Source organism: Roseibium sp. AWQ4_254 (assembly GCF_056161025.1).
Window position 1 is genome coordinate 74,608 of record NZ_JBSWYH010000003.1, and the last position, 25,221, is coordinate 99,828.

At 61.2% G+C, this 25,221-nt stretch carries 20 protein-coding genes; 8 read left to right on the top strand and 12 right to left on the bottom strand.

Translation table 11 applies throughout. The features are described from left to right. Positions 1–2 precede the first annotated feature (2 nt). Positions 3–1,784, top strand: coding sequence for a diflavin oxidoreductase (locus ACXAIC_RS03210; protein WP_475173553.1), 1,782 nt, complete (start codon positions 3–5; stop codon positions 1,782–1,784). A 60-nt stretch (positions 1,785–1,844) separates the two neighbouring features. Beyond that, entirely contained in the window at positions 1,845–2,861 is a 1,017-nt protein-coding gene (locus ACXAIC_RS03215; RefSeq protein WP_475173857.1) for a ChuX/HutX family heme-like substrate-binding protein, read from the top strand. Here the strand turns inward: ACXAIC_RS03215 and ACXAIC_RS03220 are convergent, their stop codons facing one another. From ACXAIC_RS03220 to ACXAIC_RS03250, 7 genes are all read right to left on the bottom strand, one after another. After that, the gene (locus ACXAIC_RS03220) at positions 2,862–4,619 is read right to left on the bottom strand and encodes a diflavin oxidoreductase (RefSeq protein ID WP_475173555.1); all 1,758 of its coding nucleotides are present in this window, start codon (positions 4,617–4,619) and stop codon (positions 2,862–2,864) included. Positions 4,620–4,646: 27 nt separating this feature from the next. After that, positions 4,647–6,398: a NirA family protein gene (locus tag ACXAIC_RS03225; RefSeq protein WP_475173558.1), complete on the bottom strand. Its 1,752-nt coding sequence runs from the start codon at positions 6,396–6,398 to the stop codon at positions 4,647–4,649. A 70-nt stretch (positions 6,399–6,468) separates the two neighbouring features. Further along, positions 6,469–6,918 (bottom strand): cyanase, encoded by a 450-nt coding sequence (gene cynS, locus ACXAIC_RS03230; RefSeq protein WP_475173559.1) that lies wholly within the window; start codon positions 6,916–6,918, stop codon positions 6,469–6,471. Positions 6,919–6,927: 9 nt separating this feature from the next. Further along, the gene (locus ACXAIC_RS03235) at positions 6,928–8,661 is read right to left on the bottom strand and encodes a bifunctional protein-serine/threonine kinase/phosphatase (RefSeq protein WP_475173561.1); all 1,734 of its coding nucleotides are present in this window, start codon (positions 8,659–8,661) and stop codon (positions 6,928–6,930) included. A gap of 68 nt (positions 8,662–8,729) precedes the next feature. Continuing rightward, entirely contained in the window at positions 8,730–9,572 is an 843-nt protein-coding gene (locus tag ACXAIC_RS03240) for a formate/nitrite transporter family protein (RefSeq protein WP_475173563.1), read from the bottom strand. Between the two features lie 548 nt (positions 9,573–10,120). Then, positions 10,121–11,956: a peptidoglycan L,D-endopeptidase MepK gene (locus ACXAIC_RS03245; protein ID WP_475173860.1), complete on the bottom strand. Its 1,836-nt coding sequence runs from the start codon at positions 11,954–11,956 to the stop codon at positions 10,121–10,123. 323 nt (positions 11,957–12,279) lie between these two features. Beyond that, positions 12,280–13,935 carry a sigma-54-dependent transcriptional regulator gene (locus tag ACXAIC_RS03250; protein WP_475173565.1) on the bottom strand — a complete coding sequence of 552 codons (1,656 nt, stop codon included), beginning with the start codon at positions 13,933–13,935 and terminating at the stop codon, positions 12,280–12,282. A gap of 188 nt (positions 13,936–14,123) precedes the next feature. Here ACXAIC_RS03250 and ACXAIC_RS03255 point away from each other — a divergent pair, with 188 nt between their 5' ends. From ACXAIC_RS03255 to ACXAIC_RS03275, 5 genes are all read left to right on the top strand, one after another. Further along, entirely contained in the window at positions 14,124–15,950 is a 1,827-nt protein-coding gene (locus tag ACXAIC_RS03255) for a M3 family oligoendopeptidase (RefSeq protein ID WP_475173568.1), read from the top strand. 16 nt (positions 15,951–15,966) lie between these two features. Next, the gene (locus tag ACXAIC_RS03260) at positions 15,967–16,872 is read left to right on the top strand and encodes a heme-dependent oxidative N-demethylase family protein (RefSeq protein WP_475173570.1); all 906 of its coding nucleotides are present in this window, start codon (positions 15,967–15,969) and stop codon (positions 16,870–16,872) included. A 110-nt stretch (positions 16,873–16,982) separates the two neighbouring features. Beyond that, a complete protein-coding gene (locus tag ACXAIC_RS03265; protein ID WP_475173573.1) occupies positions 16,983–18,362 on the top strand; it encodes an ABC1 kinase family protein in 1,380 nt (459 codons plus the stop codon). A 140-nt stretch (positions 18,363–18,502) separates the two neighbouring features. Beyond that, positions 18,503–18,784: an aa3-type cytochrome c oxidase subunit IV gene (locus ACXAIC_RS03270; protein WP_475173575.1), complete on the top strand. Its 282-nt coding sequence runs from the start codon at positions 18,503–18,505 to the stop codon at positions 18,782–18,784. Positions 18,785–18,898: 114 nt separating this feature from the next. After that, positions 18,899–19,570, top strand: a complete 672-nt coding sequence (locus ACXAIC_RS03275; protein WP_475173577.1) for a pseudouridine synthase — start codon at positions 18,899–18,901, stop codon at positions 19,568–19,570. A gap of 40 nt (positions 19,571–19,610) precedes the next feature. Here the strand turns inward: ACXAIC_RS03275 and ACXAIC_RS03280 are convergent, their stop codons facing one another. After that, the gene (locus ACXAIC_RS03280; RefSeq protein WP_475173580.1) at positions 19,611–20,426 is read right to left on the bottom strand and encodes a tetratricopeptide repeat protein; all 816 of its coding nucleotides are present in this window, start codon (positions 20,424–20,426) and stop codon (positions 19,611–19,613) included. A gap of 219 nt (positions 20,427–20,645) precedes the next feature. Beyond that, the gene (gene rpsU, locus ACXAIC_RS03285) at positions 20,646–20,873 is read right to left on the bottom strand and encodes a 30S ribosomal protein S21 (protein ID WP_008188883.1); all 228 of its coding nucleotides are present in this window, start codon (positions 20,871–20,873) and stop codon (positions 20,646–20,648) included. A gap of 394 nt (positions 20,874–21,267) precedes the next feature. On the opposite strand from rpsU, the gene ACXAIC_RS03290 reads away from it, so the two are divergent. Continuing rightward, positions 21,268–22,665, top strand: a complete 1,398-nt coding sequence (locus ACXAIC_RS03290; protein ID WP_475173582.1) for an MATE family efflux transporter — start codon at positions 21,268–21,270, stop codon at positions 22,663–22,665. Between the two features lie 120 nt (positions 22,666–22,785). On the opposite strand, the gene ACXAIC_RS03295 is transcribed toward ACXAIC_RS03290, so the two are convergent. The 3 genes from ACXAIC_RS03295 to ACXAIC_RS03305 all read right to left on the bottom strand — a co-directional run bounded on the left by ACXAIC_RS03295 (position 22,786) and on the right by ACXAIC_RS03305 (position 24,864). Then, a complete protein-coding gene (locus tag ACXAIC_RS03295) occupies positions 22,786–23,880 on the bottom strand; it encodes a 5-(carboxyamino)imidazole ribonucleotide synthase (protein WP_475173584.1) in 1,095 nt (364 codons plus the stop codon). A 23-nt stretch (positions 23,881–23,903) separates the two neighbouring features. After that, on the bottom strand, positions 23,904–24,395 hold the full coding sequence (purE, locus tag ACXAIC_RS03300; protein WP_475173586.1) for a 5-(carboxyamino)imidazole ribonucleotide mutase: 492 nt from the start codon (positions 24,393–24,395) through the stop codon (positions 23,904–23,906). Between the two features lie 271 nt (positions 24,396–24,666). After that, the gene (locus ACXAIC_RS03305; RefSeq protein WP_475173588.1) at positions 24,667–24,864 is read right to left on the bottom strand and encodes a YdcH family protein; all 198 of its coding nucleotides are present in this window, start codon (positions 24,862–24,864) and stop codon (positions 24,667–24,669) included. Positions 24,865–25,221: the final 357 nt, after the last annotated feature.

The following is a 25,221-nucleotide window of genomic DNA, read 5'->3' on the forward strand; positions in this document are numbered from 1 at the left end:
CAATGCAAATTCCCTTCATTCCGAAAGATGCCCCCTTCAACGAGGATCAGCGTTCCTGGCTGTCCGGGTTCCTGGCCGGTCTGCATTCGCGCCTGGCCCTGCAGGGACCTGCTGCTGCGGCCGCCCCGGCGGCGCAAACGGGAGCCGGGCCAGCGGAGGTGCATATCCTGTTCGGCACCCAGACCGGCAATGCGGAAACCGTTGCTATGGATGCAGCGGCCGCAGCGAAGGCCAATGGTCTGGCCCCGGTGGTCAAGGCGCTGGATGATGTTGACCTGGACGCCTTGCAGGCCGTGACTGATCTGGTGGTTGTGATCTCCACTTACGGCGAAGGCGAGATGCCGGACAACGCCCAGCTGTTCTGGGACGCCCTGTCGGCGGAAAACGCGCCGCGCCTGGAAAACCTGAGTTTCGGTGTGCTGGCCCTTGGGGATACGGGCTATGACGACTTCTGCCAGGCGGGCAAATTGATCGACACGCGTCTGGAACAGCTGGGTGCCCGCCGTCTGCTGCCCCGTGTGGATTGCGATATCGATTTTGAAGATGCAGCTGCCGGCTGGATAGCTGAGGCTCTGCCGAAGCTGGCTGGCGAGCGCAAGGCCGGTCCGGCCGCCGGTGGTGGTGCACCGGTGGCCGGTCCGGACGCGGGAAGCGCGGCGGCCAGGCCGAAATGGACCCGGAAGTCCCCTTATTTGGCGCAAATGCCGGTGAACCGGCTCCTGTCCGGGGACGGGTCGAGCAAGGAAATCCGTCATTTCGAGTTTGACCTCGGCACCAGCGGCATCTCCTATCAGGCGGGCGATGCGCTTGGGGTGATGCCGGTCAATGACGCTGCGTTTGTTGCCAGCCTTCTGGCCTGGCTTGGGGTGGATCATGATGCGTCAGTCGAGGGAATTGACGGGCCGTTCGGCGACGCATTGCAGCACCGGCTTGAAATTGTTACGCCGTCTAAGGACCTTGTTGCCGAAGTTGAAAAGCGGGCCGGCAACGAGGAACTCAGCCACATAGTCAAACATGGGGACAAGGAAGCTCTGGAGGCCTGGCTCTGGGGCCGGGACACTCTGGATCTGCTCAATCTGCTTGCACCGCAAAGCCTGCCTGCGGGCGCATTTTCAAAGCTGCTGAAGCCGTTGCAGCACCGGGCCTATTCCATATCCTCCAGTCCGCTGGAGGTGCCGGACCGGATTCATCTGACCGTTGCCAGCGTGCGTTACCGCAGCCATGGCCGCGACCATGGCGGGGTCTGTTCCACATTCCTGGCCGATCGGGTGGAGGACAGCGGCAGCGCGGGCATCTTCCTGTCCCCCAACAACAGCTTCCGCTTGCCGCAGGACACGGACCGGCCGGTGATCATGGTCGGACCGGGCACGGGAATTGCCCCGTTCCGCGCTTTCCTGCAAGAGCGCCGTGCAGCAGGGGGCAAGGGGCCGAATTGGCTGTTCTTTGGCGATCAGCACAAGGCCCATGATTTCATCTATCAGGATGAGCTCAGTACCTTTAGCCGGCAGGGCGTCCTGAACCGGCTCGATCTCGCATTTTCGCGCGACCAGGACCAGAAGGTCTATGTGCAGCACCGGATGCAGGAAAACGGCAAGGATCTTTATGCCTGGCTGGAAGAGGGGGCCTCTTTTTATGTCTGCGGTGATGCCACCCGCATGGCCAAGGATGTGGACCGGGCACTGCATCAGGTCATTGCCGAGTTTGGCGGCCATTCGCAAGACGGAGCGCAGGCTTATGTAGCCAATCTCAAGCGCGAAAAACGCTATCTCCGCGACGTTTACTGACGTCTCTATCAGTTGAGATTGGCATGACATCCGGCAGGGGAGCCGTCCTTCGTGAACAAGATGGTAAAGGGGCACAGGTTTGGGCCCAGGCTGGTGGTGGACAACGGGACCCGGCCGGAGCCCCTGTCCCGGGCGCCTCAGGACCGGTCCTGTGATCTGGCCGATCTGTTCCTGTCAGCGGGCCGGAGGGCGCGCGGGCTGGATGAGGGGATTGATCTGCTGCGGGACTGGTTGCCCGGCTTCGTGCGGGTGATCGCGACCACCTTGAACGAAGCCGCCGTCATGAGCGATCTCGGCATGTATCAAAAGCCGATGCTGGCAGGTGAAGTGCTGACCTTCGACAATAGCGGCATTGCTCTCCGGCTGCTGCCGGACGGGATCGAAACGCTGGTGGCGGTGGAAGGGGATGAGGCGCAGCGGGAGGCGCCGTCCCTGCAGGTGTTTGATGATCTGGGGCGGGCAGCGCATAAATGCTATATCGCGTCCCTGTCAGACGAACTTGCCTTTGATGTGCTCATGTATGGCACAAGGGAAAAGGATCTGGCCGCCTATCTGCCTGAGGCTTTTGGTGGCCAGCGGGAGGGAGCGCTGACTTTGCAAAGGCGCGCGCCGGAGCAAGCCTTCAGTGCCAGCGGGATCACCTCAAACCTGGATGCCTGTCTGCTGGATCAGGGCCGGGGCCGTCATGACCGGCTTGAAATCCTGGACCGGGATCAGGCCTGGCAGGTCGACCGCCAGGTCATTCCCCATATGCTGCGCTATCTGTGCGAAATGCGCCAACCCGTGACTGTTGGCGTTCCAAGCGCTGCCTGCCTGCAGCTGATATCCGGCCGTCTCGACGGCGTCACCCGCCATGGCGGTCTGATCGAACTTGCCAGCGGATCGTGCCGGATCTTCGCCGATCCGGCGCTTATCGAGACATTCTGGATCGTGCGCAGCAGGGACAGCCTGTCTCTGGAAGCCTATTCCAGATCCGGGGCCTGTGTTCTGGTGCTGGCCCAGGACCGGGCAGCTGACAGCCCGTTCAATCTGTCCTGGATGCAGATCCTCAGGTCCTTGCCGGTTCTCAGGCGCTGATCAATAGACATCCCGTTGGTAGCGGCCGGATTTGGCGAGATCGGCGAGATAGGCGTCCGCCCCGGCTGCGTCCAGATTGCCGTGCGTGGCAATGACCTTGCGCAGCGCCGTATCGACATCCTGGGCCATGCGGGAGGCATCACCGCAGATATAGATCGCAGCGCCCCGCTGCAGCCAATCGAAGAATCCAGCGCCTTCGCGTTCAATCAGATGCTGGACATAGACTTTTTCTGCCCCGTCACGGGACCAGGCAAGGCTGGTTTTTGTCAAGAGGCCGCTCGTCTGCCAGGCGCTGATATCATCCCGGTAAAGAAAGTCTGTGGCCTCGTGCTGGTCGCCGAAAAAAAGCCAGTTCTCCCCCGCCGCTCCGCGCATTTCGCGTTCTTCCAGAAAGGCCCGGAAAGGCGCAATCCCGGTGCCCGGGCCAATCATGATCAGCGGCACGCTGTCGTCTTCCGGCAGGTGGAAATGGCTGGAGCGCTGGATATAGACGCCGGCATTGCCTCCGGGGGCGAGCCGGTTGCCCAGATAGGTGGAGGCAACGCCTTTGCGCGCGGCCCCCTCCAGCTCATAATGCACTTCTCCCACCGTCAGATGAACTTCGCCCGGATGTTTTTTCGGGCTTGAGGAAATGGAATAGAGGCGCGGCTGCAACGGGCGCAGCCCGTCCACGAGCCGCTGCGGGGTCAGGCTGGACGGAGCAAGGGGCAGGAGATCGATGATCTGCGCGGCCTCAAACGGTTTTTGCGTGTTCCAGAGCTCGAGAGTCTTCGGCGGGATTGTGCTGAGATCCAGCCGGATCAGCAGGGCCGCACGCAAGCTGCTCGGACCGCTTTTGAGCTCAACCGTTTCCCGGCCTGAAAATCCGGCCGCCTCAAGCAGGGCGTCCACCTCGGCCGCATCATTGACCGGCCACAGGCCCAGGGCGTCGCCCACAACATAGTCCAGATCCTCGCCGCCGCCAGCCAGGGAAAGCTCGATATGGTTCACGGTCTTGGCGGAGCCGGGAGCATTCAGGCACCGGCAGTCCAGAAGGGTGGCGATGAAGGGGTGGTTCTTGTCAAATGCTGCTCCCGGTGCCTCGGGCTCGGCGGCCTGTGCGGCCCCAGCGGCGGATTTGAAGGGCTCTGTCTCAAACACGGCTGTCTTCCAGTCCGTATAATCATCATCATAGGCCACGTCACAGGCGGCCAGATCCTGAACCCGTGTCGCTCCCAGCTCTCCAAGGCGCCGGTCAAGATCCCGGCCTACCTGGTTGAATTTCGCATAGCTGCTGTCCCCAAGCCCGCAGACGCTGAAATGAAGGCTTTCGGGAAGGCGCGGGGCATCGTCGGCCATGAGTTTGTCGTAAAAGCTCCTGGCATTGTCCGTCGGTTCACCCTCGCCAAAGGTGGCGGCGATGATCAGCACATGATGGGCGGCGGCAAGATCTGCAGGGGAAACAGAATCCAGTTCGGCGATGGCGGCCTCAAACCCTTGGGTCCTGGCGTATTTTCTCAAGTCCTTGGACAGGGCATCCGCCGTACCCGACTGGGAGCCGAACAGGATTTGCAGGGCGGTGCCCGGTACGGCGTCATGGTCCTGTCTCGCCGCTGCATTGGTGACGGCAAACAGGCCCGTGAACATCCCGTTCAGCCATTCTCTCTGTGCCCCGTCAAAAGGTGCATCGGGCGGCAGAAAATCGGCCGGGATCTGAGGCTCTTCCTTCAATGAGGCCCCGGAGATCTTCTCCAGAAAGGCTTTGTCATGCTGGCTCATGGGCTCGGGTCTTTCCTTGACAGGGGATCAGGCGGCGAGGGCGGCGCCGTCCAGAAGGGTGGGCAGGTCTGCGTCGGAGAGGGCGCGTACAAAGTCCAGGAAGCTTGTTCCCGGAACGCGGCGCTTCAGGTAGTTGCCGATGATGGTTTCCACGAGGGCGTTGACATCCTCGGCCGGAACCGGGCCGCAAAGCGGGCGGGCAATGCCGTAATCCTGGTCGCTGCCGCCCCCGACCACCACATGAAAACCTTCGCCGCCATCGGGCAAGGTGGTGCCAACAAGGCCGATGTCGCCAATATAATGTTGGGCGCAGGAATTGGGGCAACCGGTCAGATGGATGTTGATCGGCCGGTCGAGGGTGAATTTCTGCTCCAGATGGCGCACCAGGCTGGTGCCGCTTTCCTTGGTGTGGGCAAGGCCGAGCTTGCATCCCCAGCGGCCGGTGCAGGCCACCGCCCCGGCGGCGAAGGCCGTGGCCCTGGTGGGCAGGCCGCTGGCCTCAAGCTCCTGAACCGTGGCGGCAATGTCCGCGTCTTTTACGCCCGCAATCAACAGGTTCTGCCATACGGTCAACCGGACGTCGTTGCTGCCCCTTGCCAGGGCGATCTGACCGGCAAGCCGCATCTGGTCCGGAGACAGACGGCCCATTTCCAGAGCAACACCAATGTAATTCTCACCCGCTGCCTTTTGCTTGTGGACGCCGATATGGGCCTGGCGGAGCACGGGCGGGCGTGGCAGGTCGTGCTCTGCTGACAGCGGGGTCAGCCGGAACCCGGCTTCAAGGCTGTCCAGTTTTTCCTGGGTGCGCTCCAGGAACCAGTCCAGGCCTTTGGCATCCAGAAGATATTTCAGCCGGGCCTTTTTGCGGTTGGTCCTGTCCGCATGTTCAACAAACACATGCAGCATGGCCGTGCCTGCCAGAACGCTTTCCTCCGGTGTGCAGATCAGGCCCGTGTCCCGCGCCAGATCCCGGTGGCCCGAAATGCCGCCCAATAGGATCCGGCAATAGACGCCCGGCTCCAGCCCCCGGTCATTGGCGGCCACCTTGATGGCCTGGAAACAGATATCGTTGGAATCGCTGACGGTGGAAATGGTGCCGCCGCCGTCGAAGGAAATGTTGAACTTGCGCGGCAGGCCTTGCAGCTCCCGCGTGTTGAGCACCCGGTTGGATAGCCGGATCGCATATGGCGCAAGATCGATCAGCTCCTGCGGATCGACGCCGGCCGTGGGGGAGGCGGTCATGTTGCGTGCGGAATCGGCACCCGAGCCATGGCAGGACAGGCCCGCCTGGTCCAGGGCGTACATGACATTGAGCACATCTTTCGGCTGGACTTCCCGCAGCTGAAAATTGCCCCGCGTTGTCACATGGGCATAGCCGCCCGCATAGGTCTCGGCGATTTCCGCGAGCGCGACCAGTTGATCACCGCGCAATTTGCAAGCCGGCAGACGCAGGCGAACCATGTATCCTGGGCTGTTGGGTTCCACGTTGAAAAAGCCCCAATGGCGCAGAAGAAACTGGTCCAGCCCGGTCGCCATTTCATTGCGGTCTGTCCAGCGTTCAATCCGCGCCCTCAGATCCAGCGGATGAAGATTGAACTTGGCGACTTCTTCCTTGCACAGATCCTCCAGGGGAGTGCCATAGACAGTCTCCGTGACATTGCCATTGCCGGTGGCAGGGCCGGCCTGAAACGCCTTGTCCAGGCCGAACTTGGCGACGATGTCTGCCAGGTAGGCGAGTTGCTCCTCGCTGAACCCGCGTTTTTCGACAGGCGCATGCATTTCTCTCTCTCCCTGCGTCCTTTTAAACTGACTTTGCGGAGGCGGGCCCAGTGGGTCCCGGGCCCCGCGATTACCAGGCGTTGTATTGCAGGTACTTGCCGCTCATCTCGACCTTGACCCGGTCGCCTTTCGGGTGCGGGACCTTCTCCACACTCATGTCGAAATCGATGGCTGACATGATGCCGTCGCCGAATTTTTCATGGATGAGCGCCTTAATGGTGGGGCCGTAGACGCCGACGATCTCATAAAGGCGGTATATGCACGGGTCGGTCGGAACGGTCTGTTCCCAGATCTTGGTGGGGCTTTCCTGCAGGATCAGCGCGGCTTCCTGGGGCAGGCCGAGGGCCTGCGTCAGGGCAAGGGCCTTGTCCTCGGGCATGGCGTTCATGCCCATGGCGGCCGAATGGGTCCAGACCGGGGACATGCCGATCTGCTCTGCAAGGCCTTCCCAGGTCAGACCTGCCTGGCGCTTGGCCGACAGGATCAAGGTGGTGATGTCTTCGCGTGTGAGGGGGGACATTCGGATCTCCTATTTTGGGGGGAAAAGGTGAAAGAAAAGAGCGAGGCACAGGACCGCCAGGCCGGCGCTGAGAAGCTGCCAGAACAGGACCGGGTTGCGGCTCAGAAGCGGTCTGGCATGTTCTGACTGGAACTGCGGGTTGGGGCGGCGCAGGTCTTCCAGAAAGGCGCTCAACGCTTCATAGCGCTTGCCGGGTACTGGATGGAGGGCCTTGGCCAGTGCCCCGTCGACCCAGCTGGGCACACGCGCTGTCAAGGCGGCAGCGGGCCGGTAGGTCAGTCTTGACTGGGCTTTGGGCGTGTCTGCGCGGGCAACAGAGCTGCCATAAGGCAGCTGTCCGGTCAGAATTTCATAGGCAATGACGGCGAGGGAAAACTGGTCGCTGAGGGCGGTGCCCAGATAGCCCAGAAAAAGCTCCGGCGCGGAATATTGGTGGGTGCCCAGGATCTCTGCCCGGTTGAGCGATGGGGCTGCTTCCATGACGCCGGCGATCCGTACGGAGCCAAAATCGATAATCTTCAGCGTTCCGGCCGCATCGATCATGATGTTTTCAGGCCTCAGGTCCTGATGCACCATGTCTTTGCGGTGAAACGCGCGCAGTCCCTTTGCGATCTGTTCAAGAAGCCCGCGCACGGTTTCCAGATCCGGATGGGGATGATCCGTCATCCACTGGCGCAGGGTTTGCCCTTCGATGAATTCGGTGGCCACAAAGAGCGTTTGTTTGGGCTGGCGCTGGCGGGCCGCCTTGAGGACATGGGGGGATGACAGCCGCCAGGCAATCCAGTCTTCCAGGGCGAGACGGCGCAGATAGCCCGGGTCTTCGCGCAGATCCTGGGAAGGGAATTTCAGCACGGCCTTGTGGCCGCTTTCTGGATCTTCGGCCAGAACGATATGGCTGCGGCTGGTGGCCTGCAGCAGCCTTAGCAGCCGGTAACCCTCATGGGTGCCCGGAACGCGGGGAAGGGGTGCGGGCGGCAGGCCGACCTCGCCGGTAAGCATGTCTTCTAGGCCCGCATCGGGCAGGCTGACGACCCTGACAATCTGAATGGTCAGATTGTCGGTGCTGCCCGCTGCCATGGCCTCTTCGGCAATCAACCGTGCGGCCGTTTCCGGATCGGGCATCTGGGAGACGGCTTTTGCCAGATGGGCCGGGGAGAGCACCTCATGAATGCCATCGGTGGTCAAAATGAACACATCCCCCGGCCGCAGATCGAGAGCGCGGGAGTCGATGTCCAGGGCTTGTGACAGGCCAAGGGCCCGGTTGAGCGTGTGGTCGCAGGCTGACAGCTGGAGCCTGTGATCTTCCGTAAGGCATTCCAGGCTCTGCCCGGCGAGACGCCAGATCCGGCTGTCACCGATATGGAACAGATGCGCCTGCCGCCCCTTCAGAACGAGGGCGGAAAAGGTTGTGACATAGCCCTTGTCGGGTGTGGCGGCCTGCTTCGTCTGGCTGTGGAGCCAGGAATTTGCGGCGCGGATCACCTTGGAGGCGGCGGTGCGAACGCTCCAGGCATCGGACGTGCAGTAGTAATCTGTCAGGAAGGATTTGACTGCTGTTTCAGCGGCAATATGCGCCACCGGACTGCTGGAAATCCCGTCGGCCAAGGCAACCGCGATGCCCTTGTGCACGAGCGTCTGGTCTTCCGGCACCACGGCCCCGTGGAAATCCTGATTGGCAGGTTTCACGCCGGCCGAGGAAAACTGCCCCAGTTGGACCTTCAAATGGTGCGCCAGTGGTTTCATCGGGCCCGGTGTGCTGGTGTCATGAAAAAGGCTCCCGCCGGCTTGCGGCGGGAGCCGGACGGAACGGCTTATTCGGCCGGGGTTGCCGCCGGGGTTTCATAGCCGGCATTGCGCTTGGGAGAGGTCTTGTAATGGGTGGCGTAGATCATGCCGCCGACAAAGGTCAGACCGCCCACAAGGTTCCCCAGGATCACAGGCGCTTCGTTGTAGACGATGTAGTCGAACCACGTGAAATCACCGCCGAGCATGATGCCGGACGGGAACAGGAACATGTTGACGATGGAGTGTTCGAAGCCGAGATAGAAGAACACCAGGATCGGCATCCACATGGCCATGATCTTGCCGGAGACGGAGGTGGACATCATGGCCGCGACCACTCCGGTGGACACCATCCAGTTGCACATCACCGCCCGGATGAAGACTGTCAGAAGACCGGCCCAGCCGGCAGCCGCATAGCCGACCGTGCGGGCCTCCCCGATAACGCCGATCTTCTGGCCGACGGCATTTGGCTCCTGACTGAAGCCCATGGTGAAGATCACGGCCATGAAGATGGCGGTGGTCATGGCACCTGCGAAATTGCCAAGGAAGACCAGGCCCCAGTTGCGCAACATGCCGCTGACCGTGACCCCCGGCCGTTTGGCCCACAGGGCCAGGGGCACCAGGGTGAACACCCCGGTCAGAAGGTCGAACCCCAGCAGATAGAGCATGCAGAATCCCACGGGAAACAGCAAAGAGGCAATCAGGAAGTTGCCCGTATTGACTGCGATCGTGACCGCAAAGGCAGCGGCGAGCGCCAGAATGGCCCCGGCCATATAGGCCCGGATCAGGGTGTCTTTGGTGGACATGAACACCTTGGCTTCGCCGGCCTCGATCATCTTCGTGGCGAATTCCTGTGGTGAGACATATGACATGGAACGTCCTTTCAAGAAGTTGTCCAGGCGCGCAGCCTTGGGAGGACCTGGGACCGGCAGGAAACTGGGCCCGGGAAGGAAATGGCAGTGGTGGATGAGTGCCGGCACGTCTTTGACCGCTTGGACCGCATCCGGGCGCGTGTGCCCAAGACACAGCGCGGCATGACCAGTGCAAAAACTTTTCGGGCGCAGGAGTATACGGCGCTCAGACGATCCGCCTCGCCACGGCGCAAAAGGGGCGCGGGCGGAGCGAAACACTCATGGCAACACTGCCATTGCGTCCGCCGTTGGACGCAGTATTGATCGGGTTTCAACCGGATATTACTAAAGCAGAAACCGTGCCAGATCAGGAGTTTTGAGAAATTTCAATGAAATCAGAGTGTTAAAATTCTGAACAGTGCGTTTGCCTGGTGCTGCGGGTGAGTGTGCTTAGAAATTAGTCAGGCACCTGCACAAGGAATGCGTCTTTGAGGCGGTGCGGTGCGCTTTGACCCTTCTGAGGGCGCCGCCTTTAGAGGCTGTGTATGTTTGGAAAGACGCTTCTGCCGTCAGCGGGCGTAGCGAACCGGGAGGATGACGACGGCTGGACCGGCGAAGCGGTCGGCGCGCAAGGTGCCATAGGGGGCCGCGGCAAAGCTGGAGGCGACAAACCGGTTCCCCGGCATTATTACGTTTTTCAAAGCGCGCTGGTTCGGATGGCTCAGAAGCGCGAAAGCCTTGTGCCGGGTGGTGCCTGCGCCGGAGAGAAGCGCAGGTTCCGACTTGTCCGGAAGACGGGCAAAGCCGGCCATGGGATCAAGGATCTCTTCACTTGGAATGCGGCCGGACAGGGACGGTTGACGGCTTGCACCGCGGGCCGGTTCGGAGGCTGCGCCGGGGCGGACTGCGGCTTCGGAGCGGTTAAGGGAAGCGGCCGGGCGCAAAGCGCTGGTCAGGCTGGCCGGTATGGCAGAAGCCGAGGCATAGGCCAGGGTTGTTTCGGGCCGGGGGGCCGGGGCCGGTGAGGGTGTGCCAGCGCCTGTGGCCGCAGCAATGGCGGCCACCGGATCATTAGCCGGTGGGGTGCGGGGCACCGGAACGGATCCGGCCGCAGCATTCGTAATGCCAAGCTCGGCGGCGGCAAGCTTGGCCGCATCGCTCAGGCCATGTTTCGGTTTCAGCGCTGGGGCGGCAGCAATCTGGAAGCGGCTGTCAATGGCCTCGTTCGGCGTTGCTGGATTGGCCACCGGCTGGGGCCGGAAGACCGGCTGGCCGTTTTCCAGGGCAAAACGCTGGGCATCAAGTGTATTGGCCGCAGGTACGGAGCCGACCGTTGCAGGCGGTGTCGGTCCGGGCGGTGTAAGCCGTGTCCCGGCCGGAACCGGGGACTGGGCTTGCGCACCCGTCGTATCCGCACTGGCCACCACAAGTGGTGCGGGGGGGACGGGAGACACCCCGCTGGCCAGCACTTTCCTGGCCGGAACCGGAGGGTTGTCGAAGGTTAGAGAAGCATCTGCAGTCTGTGCCGGGGCCGCATTCCCCACGGCTCCGGCCCGGTTCGCCTGGTTCCGGTCCCGGGTCTGGCCGCCGCCAAAGAGACCGGCAAAGAGATTGCCACCTGCCGGCTGTTTGGTCTCTTTCCGTTTTGCGGTCCGTGGTGCGGGCGCAGCCGGGGTGCTGGAGGCCGGACTGGAGAGAATCGGTTTGCCCGGCGCGGTCAGGCTCTGGTCGCGGGTGCTGGGAGCGTTGCTGCTCGGTCTCGGCCTGCTGTCGGCAACCAGCGTCGGCTTGGAGGTGCGGCGCTTCCCGGATTTGGATTCTGCCAAAGCGATCTTGTAGCCTTTCAACGGCTTGCCGTCAGAGGGAATGTGCAAGGTCTTGCCGTCGGGAAACACTTTGGCCAGCTGGGACCGGCTCATTTTCGGCCAGTGGCGCACGCTGCCGGTGTCCATGTGAACAAATGGCGAGCCGGAGCGTGGGTAATAGCCGACACCTCCCACTTGCTTGCGCAGGCCCGTGGCCCGCAGCTTGGCCAGATTGACGCCGGGAATGTAGAAATCCATTGCCTTGCCAAGCGTGTGCTGGCTGTTCCTGGCCACGCCGCGCGAGCGCTTGCGCAGCATGTTGTTGGTGGCCGGAGACCGGTAGCTGGAGACGACGTAGATATAGTCCTTGGCACGCACTTGCTGGTAGACTTCCCATACGAGGTCGAGCAGTTCCGGATCGATCTTGATGATCTCGTTGCGGCGCCAGTCCCTCAAGAACCGGTTGGCTTCCCGAAGGCCTGCCGGCAGATAGCGGCCGTTCTTCTTGAACGTGATGGAGACCCGTTCCTTGGTATGGGTATTGTAAAGCTTGAGGGTGCGGGTTTCGGCAACAGCCGCCGTGATAAAACACGCGGACATGATCACGATCAGGCCCGCAGCTTTGGCCGCGCGCCACATCCAACCGACGACGCTGAAATCAACTAAGCGGTTCTGCAATCTTTGTCTCGCCGTTTTGATGGCTTTCACCCATCCTGTGCTCCCCAGCAGGAGCAACAGTCTAATCTGTGCAAGTTAAGAAGTTTTTACCCTATTTTCGCGCGCTTGATAAATGTGACAAAATTACAACTCGCAAGGCGCACGTCTCAAAAACCTTCCCCAGCGTTGGATAGGGGCAGAATACGTCAAAAAATCGTCGTGTTTGCCTTATGGGCAGGATTTCCCCGTCCGTCAGGACACAGGGCTCACGCTGCCGCGTTTTTGTCGCCATCCTCCAGGCCATATTCCTTCAGCTTGCGGTAAAGTGTGGACCGGCCAATGCCAAGGCGCTTGGCGACTTCTGTCATGCGGCCGGAATAGTGATTGATTGCAGCGCGAATCAATTCTTCTTCCACATCGTTGAGCTTGCGCACATGGCCTTCCCGGTCGAGATTGCGCATGAAGCCGAAGGGCGCACCGCCTTCGAACCCTGCCTGGGGCGCTGGATGGGGCTGCGACGCGGTGGGGGCAGGGGGCTGGGCCATCTCCGTGTGGGAGGTCCCTGTCCGGGCGGCAGCCTGCGCTTGAGCTGCCTGGGGCTGGGCTGCCTGATGCGAAGCCGCCTGATGTGATGGGGGTGTTTGGGTTGCGGCCGGGCTCTGGACCTCGGGTCCAGGACTGCCGGAAGACTGAAAGCCCGGGGTCTGGTGGCCGCCCAGAGGCTGGTCGGCGGCGGCGGCAATCTGCGGAAAATCGTTTACCGTCAGCTGGGCGCCATCGCACAGGACAACAGCCCGGAAGACTGCATTTTCAAGCTGGCGGATGTTGCCTGGCCAGTGATAGGCCTGCAAAAGGGCCAAGGTGTCCGGGGCAACACCGGCCACCTGGGGCTTGCCTTCTTCGGCCGCAAAACGGGCCAGGAAATGCCGGGTGAGGGCGGGAATGTCTTCGCGCCGGTCCCGCAGGGGCGGGATCCAGATCGGAAACACGTTCAGCCGGTAATAAAGGTCTTCACGGAAGACGCCTTCCTTGACCTGATCGATCAGGCGCCGGTTGGTGGCTGAAATCAGGCGGAAATCCACCTTGACCGGACGGCGGGCGCCAATCGGGTCGATTTCGTTTTCCTGCAGGGCACGCAGCAGCTTTACCTGTACGTCCTGTGGAAGTTCCCCGACCTCATCCAGAAACAGGGTGCCGCCATGGGCTTCCTGGAACTTGCCGACATGCTTGTCGACCGCACCGGTAAAGGCGCCTTTCTCGTGGCCGAACAGGATGGATTCCACCAGATTTTCGGCAATGGCGCCGCAATTCACCGCCACAAGCGGCTTGGACCGGCGGTCGCTGGAGCCCTGAATGGCGCTGGCGATCATTTCCTTGCCGACGCCGCTTTCCCCTTCGATCAGGATCGGGATGTTGGAGGCGGCGGCCCTCTTGCCTAGATCGATCACCCGCTCCATGGCGGCGGAATGGGTGATGATATCGGCAAAGGTCAGCGTGCCGGAGGCTTGTTTGCGGAACCGGGTGATCTCGTCCTCAAGGGCCGAAGTTTTCAAAAGATTGCGGATGGAGACATTCAGCCGTTCCGGCGCGACCGGCTTGACCACGAAGTCCTGAGCGCCCGCATTCATGACGCTGACCACCGTGTCGATGCCGCCATGGGCGGTCTGCACGATCACCGGCGTGGCTGTCTTGTTGGCGCGCAGCTGCTCCAGCACACCGAGCCCGTCCAGTTCCGGCATCACCATGTCCAGAATGATCAGGTCGATTTCGCTGGCTTCCGGCCCGCTCATGATGCGCATGGCCTCAAGGCCATTTTCCGCTGTTTTCGAGCGATAGCCGAATTTACGCACTGCTTCTTCCAGAAGCCGGCGCTGGATTGGATCATCGTCAACAATAAGGATTTTGCCGTTTGTCGCTTGCATGGGCTGGATCAATTCGCTTCAAAATGTCTCGTTTCGACGCAGTATGGTCGCACTTGGGTAAATAAATCGTCCAAGGCCGGTTAAAAAAATCGGTTTTCAGAATTGCGCGGTCCTTGCCGCCCGTCCTATCTAAAACAAAGACTAAACGTGTTCCTTGCCCCTTGGGCAATCTGCCACCGGAGTGAACAATGCCCCTGCCGCGTCCCGTCCTTGCGCCCGATACCACTGCTGCCTCTGATCTGGGCGCTCTGCCGGAATGGGACCTGAGTGATCTTTACCCGGCCCTGGACGCGCCGGAAGTGGCCCAGGACCTGAAAGAGAGCCTTGACCGGGCCAAGACGTTCGAAGCCTCCTACAAGGGGCGGCTCGCCGAGATGGCGGAAAGCAATATTCCGGCTCTGGTCACTGCTATCCGCGCCTATGAGGATCTCGAAGAACTTATGGGCAAACTGATTTCCTTTGCCGGTCTCGTCTATGCCGGGAACACAATCGATCCGGCGGCGCAGAAATTTTATGGGGATGTGCAGGAGCAGATCACCACGGCCAGCTCCCATCTTCTGTTCTTCACTCTGGAATTGAATACGGTGGAGGACGGACTGATCGAGGCGGCTCTCAAAAATGAGCAGCTGGACCACTACAGGCCCTGGATCGAGGATCTTCGCAAGGGCAAACCCTATCAGCTGGAAGACCGGGTCGAGCAACTCTTTCACGAAAAGTCGGTAACCGGCAGCAACGCCTGGAACCGGCTGTTCGATGAGACCATGGCCTCACTGACCTTTGATGTGAACGGCGAAAATCTTGCGATCGAGCCGACGCTCAATCTTCTGGTCGATCCGGCGCCGGACAAACGCCAGTCCGCTTTTGAGGCGCTGCGGCGGACGTTTTCGGACAATCTGGGCACCTTCACACTGATCACGAATACTCTGGCCAAGGACAAGGAAATCTCCGACCGCTGGCGGAATTTCAAGGATATCGCCGATAGCCGCCATCTGGCCAACCGGGTCGAGCGGGAGGTGGTTGATGCGCTGGTGGCCGCCGTCCGGGAGGCTTATCCGCGCCTGTCACACCGCTATTACAAACTGAAGGCCGGCTGGCTGGGCAAGGATCAGCTGAACAGCTGGGACCGGAACGCGCCGCTGCCCGATGCGGACACACGGGTCATCCCCTGGGACGAGGCGAAGGACACGGTGCTGTCTGCCTATCACACTTTCTCCCCCGACATGGCGGAGATTGCGGGCCGCTTTTTCGACAAGGGCTGGATCGATGCTCCGGCACGCTCTGGCAAGGCGCCAGGCGCCTTTGCGCATCCCACCGTGCCGTGCGCGCATCCCTATGTGCTGGTCAATTATCAGGGCAAGACCCGGGATGTGATGACGCTTGCCCATGAATTGGGCCACGGGGTGCATCAGGTGCTGGCTGGCCACAATGGCCCCCTGATGGCGCCAACACCGTTGACCCTTGCAGAGACCGCCAGCGTCTTTGGCGAAATGCTTACTTTCAAGTCGCTTCTGGCCAAGGCCGCAGATCCGCGCACCCGCAAGATCATGCTGGCGTCCAAGGCCGAGGACATGATCAACACGGTGGTGCGCCAGATCGCCTTTTACAGCTTTGAGCGCAAGGTCCATACCGAGCGTCGCAATGGGGAGCTGACCGCTGACAAGATCGGCGAATTGTGGATGTCCGTTCAGGGCGAAAGCCTGGGTCCGGCGATCAGGTTGAACGAAGGGTATGAGACTTTCTGGACCTATATCCCGCATTTCATCCACTCGCCCTTCTATGTCTATGCCTATGCCTTTGGGGATTGTCTGGTGAACTCCCTGTTTGCGGTATACGAGGATGCGGAGACCGGGTTTCAGGAGAAATATTTCGATCTGCTGAAGGCGGGCGGCACCAAGCACCATTCGGATCTGCTGGCGCCCTTCGGCCTGAGTGCGACCGATCCGGATTTCTGGAAAAAGGGTCTGGCGGTGATCGAGCGGATTATTGACGAGCTGGAAGAGCTTGACCGGGCCTGACCGGGACCGCTTTCAGATGTCCTCTGCACCGCCCTTTCAGCACACGCCTTATGACGGCTCCAGCAGCCCGTTCACGGTCGGGCTGAAACCCATTCCGGAGGATGTCTGGCTGGAGCCCGATCCGTTTCTTGCCCGGCATCTGGCGAACAAGGATCTTCTGTTTCGGTCCAGACCCGATGCGGTCTTCCGGGCCGGACTGGAGACAGGTCCGTCGCAGGAGGAGGTGCTGGAGCTTGTTGTGGGCAATCTGCGCCGGTTTCACGGCAAGACCCACAGGATGGAAGGGGCCGCTGTCTTTATCAACGGGCTCAAGGAGCCGGTCCGGATGGCAGGAGGGGATGCCCTTCTGACCGCGTCGCGTCTCGTGCAGGAAGATCTGGTGATCATGAGTCCGTCCCCGGAAGGATACCGCCTGGCCGCTGCGTCACTCTGCTTTCCCTCGTCCTGGTCGCTGGCGGAGAAATTCGGCCAGTCCATGACCGGCATTCACGAAACGGTGCCCGGCTTCAATGGCAGCCGTATGGGCATGATGGTTGCGCGCCTGTTCGACAATCTGAAGCCGGGACAGTTGGTCTGCCGTTTTAACTGGTCGCTCCACGAGGGCAGCGGTCTGCACCATCCCGAACCCAGGGTGATCCGGATGGATATGGAGGCGCACGCCCTGGCCGGCCTGTTCTTGCGGGTTGAGCGTCAGACGCTGCGCCGTCTGGAAGGCACGGGCGATATCCTCTTTACCATCAAGATCCACCATGACCCGCTGACTGCCCTGGAACAGCAGGACAACCGAGCTGAGATTGCCGCCGGTTTGCGCCGCCAGATGCTTGATCTGGACGCGGATCAACTGGCGTATAAGGGCCTGACCGGCGTCCGGGACACGCTGGCCGGGGTGCTGGAAGGGTTCTGTCCGGCTGTCCCCGCCTGACTGGCGGGTAAGGGGCTGACCCCCGCGCGGGTCTGCGGGCTGGATATCCCGGCCAGATCGCATATTTAGACGTCAGCATCTGATCATTTGTTCAAGGAGCGCCCCAAGGCATGCCGAAGACCAAGGACCGCGAAAGCAACCGTTTGAGTGCCCGCATGGGCCGCTATGCCCGGGTGGGCACGAATATGAGCGGAATTGCCGCGAAATTTGCGGGCGCCAAGCTGTTTGGCATGGAGCTGGACAATGCCAAGAATGCGGCTGAATTGGCGGAGGCTCTTGGCGGGCTGAAGGGGCCGCTGATGAAGGTGGCCCAGCTGCTGTCAACCATACCGGATGCCTTGCCGCCGGAATACACCACCGAACTGGCCAAACTTCAGGCCAGCGCCCCGCCCATGGGCTGGGCCTTTGTCAAACGCCGGATGCGGGCGGAACTCGGGAGCAATTGGCAGGACAGGTTCGCGGAGTTCGGCCGGGAACCGGCGGCCGCCGCGTCCCTCGGGCAGGTGCACAGGGCCACGGGCCATGACGGCCGTGTGCTGGCCTGCAAGCTGCAATATCCGGACATGGCCTCTGCGGTCGAGGCGGATCTGAAGCAGCTGCAAATGCTGTTTTCCCTGCACCGCCGCATGAGCCCGGCCATTGATACCAGGGAAATTGCCAAGGAAATCAGCGCCCGGGTGCGCGAGGAGTTGGATTACACCCGTGAGGCCGGCAACATTGCCATGTACAGGGAGATCCTTGCCGGGACGGATATGATCCGGGTGCCGCAGGTGGTGGAGGACCTGTCCACCCAGCGGCTACTGACCATGGGCTGGCTAACCGGCAGGCCGTTGCTGGCGTTCAAGGACCACAGTCTTGAAGAGCGCAACCTGCTGGCCAGAACGATGTTCCATGCCTGGTGGCACCCTTTCAGCCATTTCGGCGTCATTCACGGGGATCCCCATCTGGGCAATTACACAGTGTTTGAACAAGATGGCGGCCCGGGGGGCATCAATCTGCTCGATTATGGCTGTATCCGCGTGTTTCCCGAAGGCTTCGTGCAAGGGGTCGTCGACCTCTACAAGGGGCTTCTGGAAGAGGACGCGGACCGGGTGATCTCCGCCTATGAGCGCTGGGGTTTTAAAAATCTGAAAAAAGAGACCATCGAGGTTCTCAATATCTGGGCACGGTTCATCTATGGCCCGCTCCTGAGCGACCGGGTTCGGTCCATTGCCGACGGCGTGTCGGCCGCCGAATATGGCCGCAAGGAAGCCTTCCGGGTACATTCGGCGCTGAAGGAACTCGGACCGGTGACCGTGCCGCAGGAATTTGTCTTCATGGACCGGGCCGCCATTGGCCTTGGCGGGGTGTTCCTGCATTTGCGGGCGGAGCTGAACTTCTTTCAGTTGTTCAACGAGCAGATCGAGGGCTTCGAGGCTGAAACCGTGCGCGCACGCCAGGACAGAGTGCTTGCGGCGGCGGGGCTTGGGGGCGTGTCAAACGCCGCCTGACGGGCCAGGGTCAATGCAGACACCCTGAGAGTGCGAAAACTTTCCTTAAGGGCATTCTTGGTAAGGTGACCGAGATTGCCGAACAGGCAATTTCTATTGTATGAAGGTTTCAAGCGACTGACCGTTTCTGGGAGGAATTGATGGCAGACGACAACGCACCTGCAATGGACTATGACGCACACGAGCGCACGTATGAGGGGTTCATCAACTTCTCGAAAGTCGGCACCGTGGCTGTTTTGAACATTGTGCTGTGCCTGATCCTGTTCGGCTTTGGCGGCACAGTTGCCCATGTCTTCGGCTGGTTGATGCTTATCGGAACGATCGTTGCCTCCGCAATCGGTCTTGCCCTTGGCGAAAAAGGCTGGGTTCCGCCCGCTGCCATCTTTGTCCTGACCGGCATCCTGGCGATTTTGACCGTCTGACGGGTCCGTCTGAAGCGGATCAGACCTCTTTAGCCAACGGTTCTGAAGAACGGCGCGGCCCGGTCCGCGCCTTTTTGTGTTGGGATGCCAGGTTTTTGGATCTATAAGCGCGCCATGTCAGCACATGCGCCCGGCCCCTTCATCTATGCTCCGCCCCTGGAGCCTTATCTGAGCCTTCTTCATGCCGATAAGGACCTGCTGGTTGCCGACAAGCCAAGCGGGCTGTTGAGTGTTCCGGGCAAGGCGGAAGAGCATTCGGACTGTCTGGAGGCGCGGGCGCAGGCCTCCTATCCGGAAGCGCGGATCGTGCACCGGCTCGATATGGATACCTCCGGCGTCATGGTGTTGGCCCGGACCCCGGCCGCGCACCGGCATCTGGGGCTGCAGTTTGAGCGGCGGAAAACCCGGAAAGTCTATGTAGCGGAGATCTGGGGGCACCTGGCGGACGAGGCGGGGGAGGTGGATCTGCCGCTTGTCTGCGACTGGCCGAACCGACCCCGCCAGATGGTCAGCTTTGAACATGGCAAACCGGCCCTGACCCGCTGGCAGGTGCTGGAGCGGAAAGAGCGGACAACGCGCCTGCATCTCTTTCCCCATACGGGGCGCTCCCACCAGTTGCGAGTGCATATGCTGGCCTTGGGGCATCCGATCATCGGCGACCGGTTTTATGCCAGCGGAGAGGCGCTGGCCGCCTCAAACCGGCTTGCGCTGCATGCGGAAAGTCTGGAACTGCACCACCCGGATGGCGGCGAGCGGGTGGTCTTTACGACTGGTTGCCCGTTCTGAACTGCCTGGATCCGTAAAATGACCGGAAGGGTGGGGCTGGTCAGCCCTGGCCGACGCGGCCGAGGCCTTCGCGGGCGATTTTGTTGGAATTGTCCAGGGTCATTGCGCGGGTGTAATTGCGCCGCGCGTCCTTGGGCTTGCCCAGCATTTCAAGCGCCAGACCGCGATTGGCCCAGGCAATGGAGGATTCCCGGTCGAGATTGACAGCCATCGACAGGTCCGAGAAGGCCGCATTGGGATCGTTGATCGCCAGATAGGAAATGCCGCGGGCAATATAGGGCGCGCTGGCCTTCGGGTTGAGGCCGATGGCGGTGGCGAAATCTTCAATCGCCTTATTGTCCTGCTTCTGGGCCTGATAGATCAGGCCGCGGTTGTAGAACGCACGCGCGTCGCTGCTGTCCCGTGTGATCACCGAGTTGAAATCGGCAAGGGCGGCATTGTAGTTGCCTTGCTGGCGGTAGATATTGCCGCGCCCCACATAGGCTGCATCATAGTCAGGCTTGATGTTGATGGCCCGGGTGTAGTCGGAGATGGCCTGCTCGTTCTTGCCAAGCCGCCGGAAGACAAGTGCCCGGTTGGCATAGGTCTGGTAGGCTTGCGGGTTCAGCTGCAGGGCCTTGTTGAAGTCCTCGATCGCCTTGTCGAGCTTGCCGGCCTGGCCGTAGGCAATACCGCGGGTGCTGTAGGCGGTCGCGTCGGACGGATTGGAATCGATAACCGCCGTCAACGAGGCGATGTTGGAGGACGAGCCCGCAGAGCGGTTGACCGGGGCATCCTCATAAACGCCGGACGTGTTGCATGCAGCCAGCAAGGTTGCCAGGCTGAACAAAAGTGCGTGAGGCAGGGTCTTGCGCATGCGGCACATTAGCTTTCTTAAGGTCAAGCAGTTGGACACGCCGTTCATCCGCTGCCAATTGGGCGGTAATGTGGCTATGAACCGCAGAGATGGCCTTATCGACAAGCCCATCTTCGCTAGGGGAGCTGCAAAACGCCAAAAGCCGACCGGTGAGTCGGTCGGCCTACGGCAGATTTGCTGGCAGAAGCGGTTCTGACCGCCGGGAGCACTCCAGCCGGATTAGCGGCGAGCGGACTTGCCCGGAAGCAGACCTTCACGCTGAGCCCGCTTGCGCGCCAGCTTGCGAGCGCGACGGATGGCTTCAGCCTTTTCGCGGGCCTTCTTTTCAGACGGCTTTTCAAAGTGGCCACGAAGTTTCATTTCCCGGAAGATGCCTTCGCGCTGCATCTTTTTCTTCAGCGCCTTCAGCGCCTGATCGACATTGTTGTCGCGAACCAAAACCTGCACGCGTTTTTTCCCGTTCTGATGTCCAGCGGCCGATCCGCAGACAAATTAGACAATGAGTTGAGAGAGGCATTGTCAGCAGAATTTGCGACGGGTCCTGACCGCAAGCAGTGTCAGACCGTTGCAGTCACCATGCTGCAGGGCTTTCACTTGTGTGCAGAAACCTGATCGCCGCTGACGCGTCGCTCACATTGACGGGCTTCATACCAGAGCGATCCGGGCCTGTCCACAGTCATTCGCAAATAAACCTCACGGAACCGGTCCGAACTGGCCGGGAAAGAAGACAAGATGATGGACAGGGCCAGAGCCGTCGCCTAAATCTGGCATCTGCCCAAGATCTGACTGGGATCGTTAGGCTGCGCAAGACGGTTTTTGCCCTGATTTGCTGGAGGAAACAATGGCGCAACACGCGTCAGGGGCGCCCGATTCGGCTGGGGGCAGCTCTTTGTGGCGAAGCGACATCCTGCCGACCCTGTCGCTTGGCATGCCACTGGCCGGGGCCCAGCTGGCGCAGATGGCGATCAACACAACAGATGTTTTGATGATCGGCCGCCTGGGTGCGCCGGAGCTTGCCGCCTCCGTGCTGGCGTTCAATTTTTATACGCTTTTGTGGTTTTTCGGCATGGGGGTGCTACAGGCCGTGATCCCGCTTGCGGCGCGGGCGCGCGGTCAGCGCAAGCTCCGTGACCTGCGCCGGGCTGTGCGCATGGGCTTTTGGGTCGCTGTACTGTTCAGCCTGCCGGCCTGGCTGTTTTTGACGTTTACCGAACAGGTCCTTCTGCTTCTTGGGCAGGAGCCCGGCTTGGCTGCCCTGGCCGGCCACTACATGTCGATGCTGCAATGGACGCTGATGCCGGCGCTGCTGATCATGGCGGTGCGGGGCTTCCTGACGGTCATGGAGCGCACCCAGGTGGTGCTATGGGCGACCTTGGCCGGGGCCGTGGTCAATGCGGTTCTGGATTATCTCCTGATTTTCGGGACCTTCGGCTTTCCCCGCCTTGAACTTGCAGGGGCCGGCATTGCCTCCGTCATCAGTGCCACGGCAACCTTTCTGTTCCTGCTGGCCTATGCGCTTTGGCATCCGAAACTGCGCCGCTACACGCTGCTGGGGCGTATCTGGCGGTCCGACTGGCCGGTGTTCCTGCAGATCCTGCGTCTGGGTACGCCGATCGGCCTCACAATCATCGCCGAGGCGTCCCTGTTTGTGGCTTCGTCCATCATGATTGGCTGGCTGGGGGCGTTACCACTGGCCGGGCACGGTATTGCGCTGCAGATCGCCTCGCTAACCTTCATGATCCCCGTTGGTCTGTCGGTGGCCGCAATGACGCGTGTCAGTCTTGCGGCCGGGCGGAAAGATCCTGTGGCGGTGGGCCGTGCCGGCTGGACCTCGCTGGCCGTCACGCTGGCCTTCATGGCCTGTTTTGCGGTCCTGTTCTGGAGCCTGCCGGAAACGCTTGTCGGCTTTTATCTGGATCTTGAGGACCCGGAGGCCCGGGAGGTGCTGGCCTATGGCGCTTCATTCCTGCTGGTGGCGGCGCTGTTTCAGATCGCCGATGGTGGGCAGATCATCGGCGTCAACAATCTGCGTGGCCTCGGGGACACCACCGTCCCGCTCTATTATGCGCTGTTCGGCTATTGGGTGGTCGGGATCACCCTGTCGCTCGGCCTCGGCTTTGGGGCCGGGTGGGGCGGAGTTGGCGTCTGGTGCGGCCTTGCGGCGGGGCTCGCCTGTGTTGCCTTAATGGCAAATGTCAGGTTCGCGCGCCGGGAAGACCTCGGACTGCTGGGCGGCTGACAGATAGGGGGGGCTGACAAGAGCTCCGAATGCCGGGGCCTTGAGCATGCCGCGTTCACCCGGCTCCAAACCGCTTTGTCTCTTGCGGTGTCCTCTCAGATGTCGGGCAAACGCTATGTATTAGGCCGTCTTAGCCGTGAGGCGGTTCACATGCCCCATCTTGCGACCCTCGCGGGTGTCCGCCTTGCCGTAAAGATGCAGGCGGGCCTCCGGGGCCGTCAGGATTTCGGCCCAGCGGTCCGCTTCAAAGCCGATCAGATTTTCCATCACCGCATCTGAATGGCGCTCGGCCGATCCCAGCGGCCAGCCCGCGACCGCGCGAATATGCTGGTCGAACTGGGAGGTCAGGCAGGCATCCTGGGTCCAGTGGCCGGAATTGTGAACGCGCGGGGCGATCTCATTGACCAGCAGCGTTTCCTCAGCCCCCTGGCGCAGCAGGAACATTTCAACACCCATCACCCCGACATAACCAAGACCGGAGACAATGCGCTCGGCGATGTCCCGGGCGGCCGCGCAGGTTTGCGGGGCAACGCCTGCTGGCACAGTCGAGGTCTTCAGGATGTGATTTTCGTGGTGGTTGCGGGCAATGTCATAGCAGCAGCAGGTGCCGTTCAGATCCCGGGCAACGATCACCGAGACTTCGCAGTCAAACGGGATCAGCTCTTCCAGAACGGCGGGGACGGAGCCAATCCGGTCAAAGGCGCCCGCGCTGTCCCCCGGCGTGCGGATCATAAGCTGGCCCTTGCCGTCATAGCCGAAGCGCCGGGTTTTCAAGACCCCCTGGCCGCCAAACCGGTCCAGGGCGGTGTCCAGGTCCTCCTGGCAGGTGATATCCGCAAAGCCGGCGAGGCCGACACCGGTGCCGGACAGGAACTGCTTTTCCGTCAGCCGGTCCTGAGAGACTTGCAGGGCGCGCACGCCGGGCCGCACGGGCACACGGGCGTCCAGATGCGCGGTAGTGGCGCCGGGAACGTTTTCAAATTCATAGGTGACGACATCCACATCGTTTGCAAACCGCTCCAGCGCTGCAAGATCCTCATAGGGTGCCACAGTCTGGGCGGTGCTCACGTCAAAGGCGGGGCTGGCCGGGTCTGGGCAGAAGATATGGGTTTTCAAACCAAGGCTGGCAGCGGCCTGTGCCAGCATCCGCGCCAATTGCCCGCCGCCCAGAATGCCGACCGTATCGCCGGGGCGGAGCTTCTTTGATGCCATCATCCTTCTGTCCTTTGCCGCCGCTGTCAGAGGTCGTTGCTGGGCGCGCCGGCCACCGCCGCCGTGCGCTCCGCCCGGTAGGCGTCCAGGGCGGTTTCAATGGCCGGATCGCTTAAGGCTAGAACCGCTGCGGCCAGAAGCGCGGCATTGGTGGCGCCGGCCTTGCCGATGGCAAGGGTGCCGACAGGAATGCCGCCGGGCATCTGGACAATGGACAGAAGGCTGTCTTCGCCGGACAGCGCCTTGCTTTCCACCGGAACGCCGAAGACGGGAAGGGGGGTCAGGGAGGCGGTCATGCCCGGCAGATGGGCCGCGCCCCCCGCCCCGGCGATGATCACCTTGAAGCCTTCGCCCTTGGCGCCCTTGGCAAAGTCATACATGCGCTCGGGTGTGCGGTGAGCGGAAATGATCCGGGCCTCATGGGAAACGCCGAGCTGCTCGAGCGTGTCCGCCGCATGTTTCATTGTCGGCCAGTCCGACTGGCTGCCCATGATGATTGCGACATCCGCTTGCGCCATGCTTTGCTCCATATTTGGCCGGAACATCCCGCGTTTCTGTCAACGCCTCAAGATGCCCGCCCCTTTTGACTGCGATCACCCGGTGCTCAACCGAATGTGGCCGAGCCAGGTACAGAAAGGCGCGGAGTATAGGCAGCACGGCGCGCATCGCAAGCTCGAAACGCGCCCCAAAGTGTCTTTGGCGAGCGTCTTCAGTGCCAAAAGGGAACAAAGGGATTTGCCGCCCGAAGATCTGGCGTTAGGTCAGTTGATTGGGGCCAGATGAATAGGGTCAGGCGATGATGTCGGGAAAAAGCTGGTCTTCCAGCACTGAGATCCGGTCTTTGATCATCAGTTTTTTCTTTTTGAGGCGCTGAAGCTGCAGAACGTCATGGTTTGCTGTGGCTGCAAGCGCCTCAACGGCAACGTCCAGGTCCCTGTGTTCCTGACGAAGCTGCGCTAGCTCCATTCGCAAAGCTTCGGTGTCCATCTACGTCCTCGATCAGACTGAATCAGGACACAAGTCCTAGTCCATTTCCGGGCTGCCGGGCAAGACAGCATCTTCTGCCTAGCTGTAAGCAGCCGGGAAAACAAGTCTTTAGCGATGCCTTGCTGGGGTCTTTTCCTGTCCTTGCGGCGCGGGCAGGATGCTGTGCTGGCAAAATTCCCAAGAGTATTATTTATCACCCTTCAGAGCTTAATTTTCCGCCTGTTTTTTTAGGGTTTCTCAAGCATGGCGGCACAAATGCATTATTCGACGGCGAAACGAAAGAGATATGCGGAATCTGCAATCGACAAGGCTGGAAGGCCTATGGCACGATGGTAGGGTTGAGCCAACAGACAGGAG

What these genes read in the sequence shown, in the direction of transcription:
- ACXAIC_RS03210 (WP_475173553.1), top strand. Translation starts at nt 3, where the DNA reads ATGCAAATTCCCTTCATTCCGAAAGATGCCCCCTTCAACGAGGATCAG.
- ACXAIC_RS03215 (WP_475173857.1), top strand. Translation starts at nt 1,845, where the DNA reads ATGGTAAAGGGGCACAGGTTTGGGCCCAGGCTGGTGGTGGACAACGGG.
- ACXAIC_RS03220 (WP_475173555.1), bottom strand. Translation starts at nt 4,619, where the DNA reads ATGAGCCAGCATGACAAAGCCTTTCTGGAGAAGATCTCCGGGGCCTCA.
- ACXAIC_RS03225 (WP_475173558.1), bottom strand. Translation starts at nt 6,398, where the DNA reads ATGCATGCGCCTGTCGAAAAACGCGGGTTCAGCGAGGAGCAACTCGCC.
- cynS (WP_475173559.1), bottom strand. Translation starts at nt 6,918, where the DNA reads ATGTCCCCCCTCACACGCGAAGACATCACCACCTTGATCCTGTCGGCC.
- ACXAIC_RS03235 (WP_475173561.1), bottom strand. Translation starts at nt 8,661, where the DNA reads ATGAAACCACTGGCGCACCATTTGAAGGTCCAACTGGGGCAGTTTTCC.
- ACXAIC_RS03240 (WP_475173563.1), bottom strand. Translation starts at nt 9,572, where the DNA reads ATGTCATATGTCTCACCACAGGAATTCGCCACGAAGATGATCGAGGCC.
- ACXAIC_RS03245 (WP_475173860.1), bottom strand. Translation starts at nt 11,956, where the DNA reads ATGTCCGCGTGTTTTATCACGGCGGCTGTTGCCGAAACCCGCACCCTC.
- ACXAIC_RS03250 (WP_475173565.1), bottom strand. Translation starts at nt 13,935, where the DNA reads ATGCAAGCGACAAACGGCAAAATCCTTATTGTTGACGATGATCCAATC.
- ACXAIC_RS03255 (WP_475173568.1), top strand. Translation starts at nt 14,124, where the DNA reads ATGCCCCTGCCGCGTCCCGTCCTTGCGCCCGATACCACTGCTGCCTCT.
- ACXAIC_RS03260 (WP_475173570.1), top strand. Translation starts at nt 15,967, where the DNA reads ATGTCCTCTGCACCGCCCTTTCAGCACACGCCTTATGACGGCTCCAGC.
- ACXAIC_RS03265 (WP_475173573.1), top strand. Translation starts at nt 16,983, where the DNA reads ATGCCGAAGACCAAGGACCGCGAAAGCAACCGTTTGAGTGCCCGCATG.
- ACXAIC_RS03270 (WP_475173575.1), top strand. Translation starts at nt 18,503, where the DNA reads ATGGCAGACGACAACGCACCTGCAATGGACTATGACGCACACGAGCGC.
- ACXAIC_RS03275 (WP_475173577.1), top strand. Translation starts at nt 18,899, where the DNA reads ATGTCAGCACATGCGCCCGGCCCCTTCATCTATGCTCCGCCCCTGGAG.
- ACXAIC_RS03280 (WP_475173580.1), bottom strand. Translation starts at nt 20,426, where the DNA reads ATGCGCAAGACCCTGCCTCACGCACTTTTGTTCAGCCTGGCAACCTTG.
- ACXAIC_RS03290 (WP_475173582.1), top strand. Translation starts at nt 21,268, where the DNA reads ATGGCGCAACACGCGTCAGGGGCGCCCGATTCGGCTGGGGGCAGCTCT.
- ACXAIC_RS03295 (WP_475173584.1), bottom strand. Translation starts at nt 23,880, where the DNA reads ATGATGGCATCAAAGAAGCTCCGCCCCGGCGATACGGTCGGCATTCTG.
- purE (WP_475173586.1), bottom strand. Translation starts at nt 24,395, where the DNA reads ATGGCGCAAGCGGATGTCGCAATCATCATGGGCAGCCAGTCGGACTGG.
- ACXAIC_RS03305 (WP_475173588.1), bottom strand. Translation starts at nt 24,864, where the DNA reads ATGGACACCGAAGCTTTGCGAATGGAGCTAGCGCAGCTTCGTCAGGAA.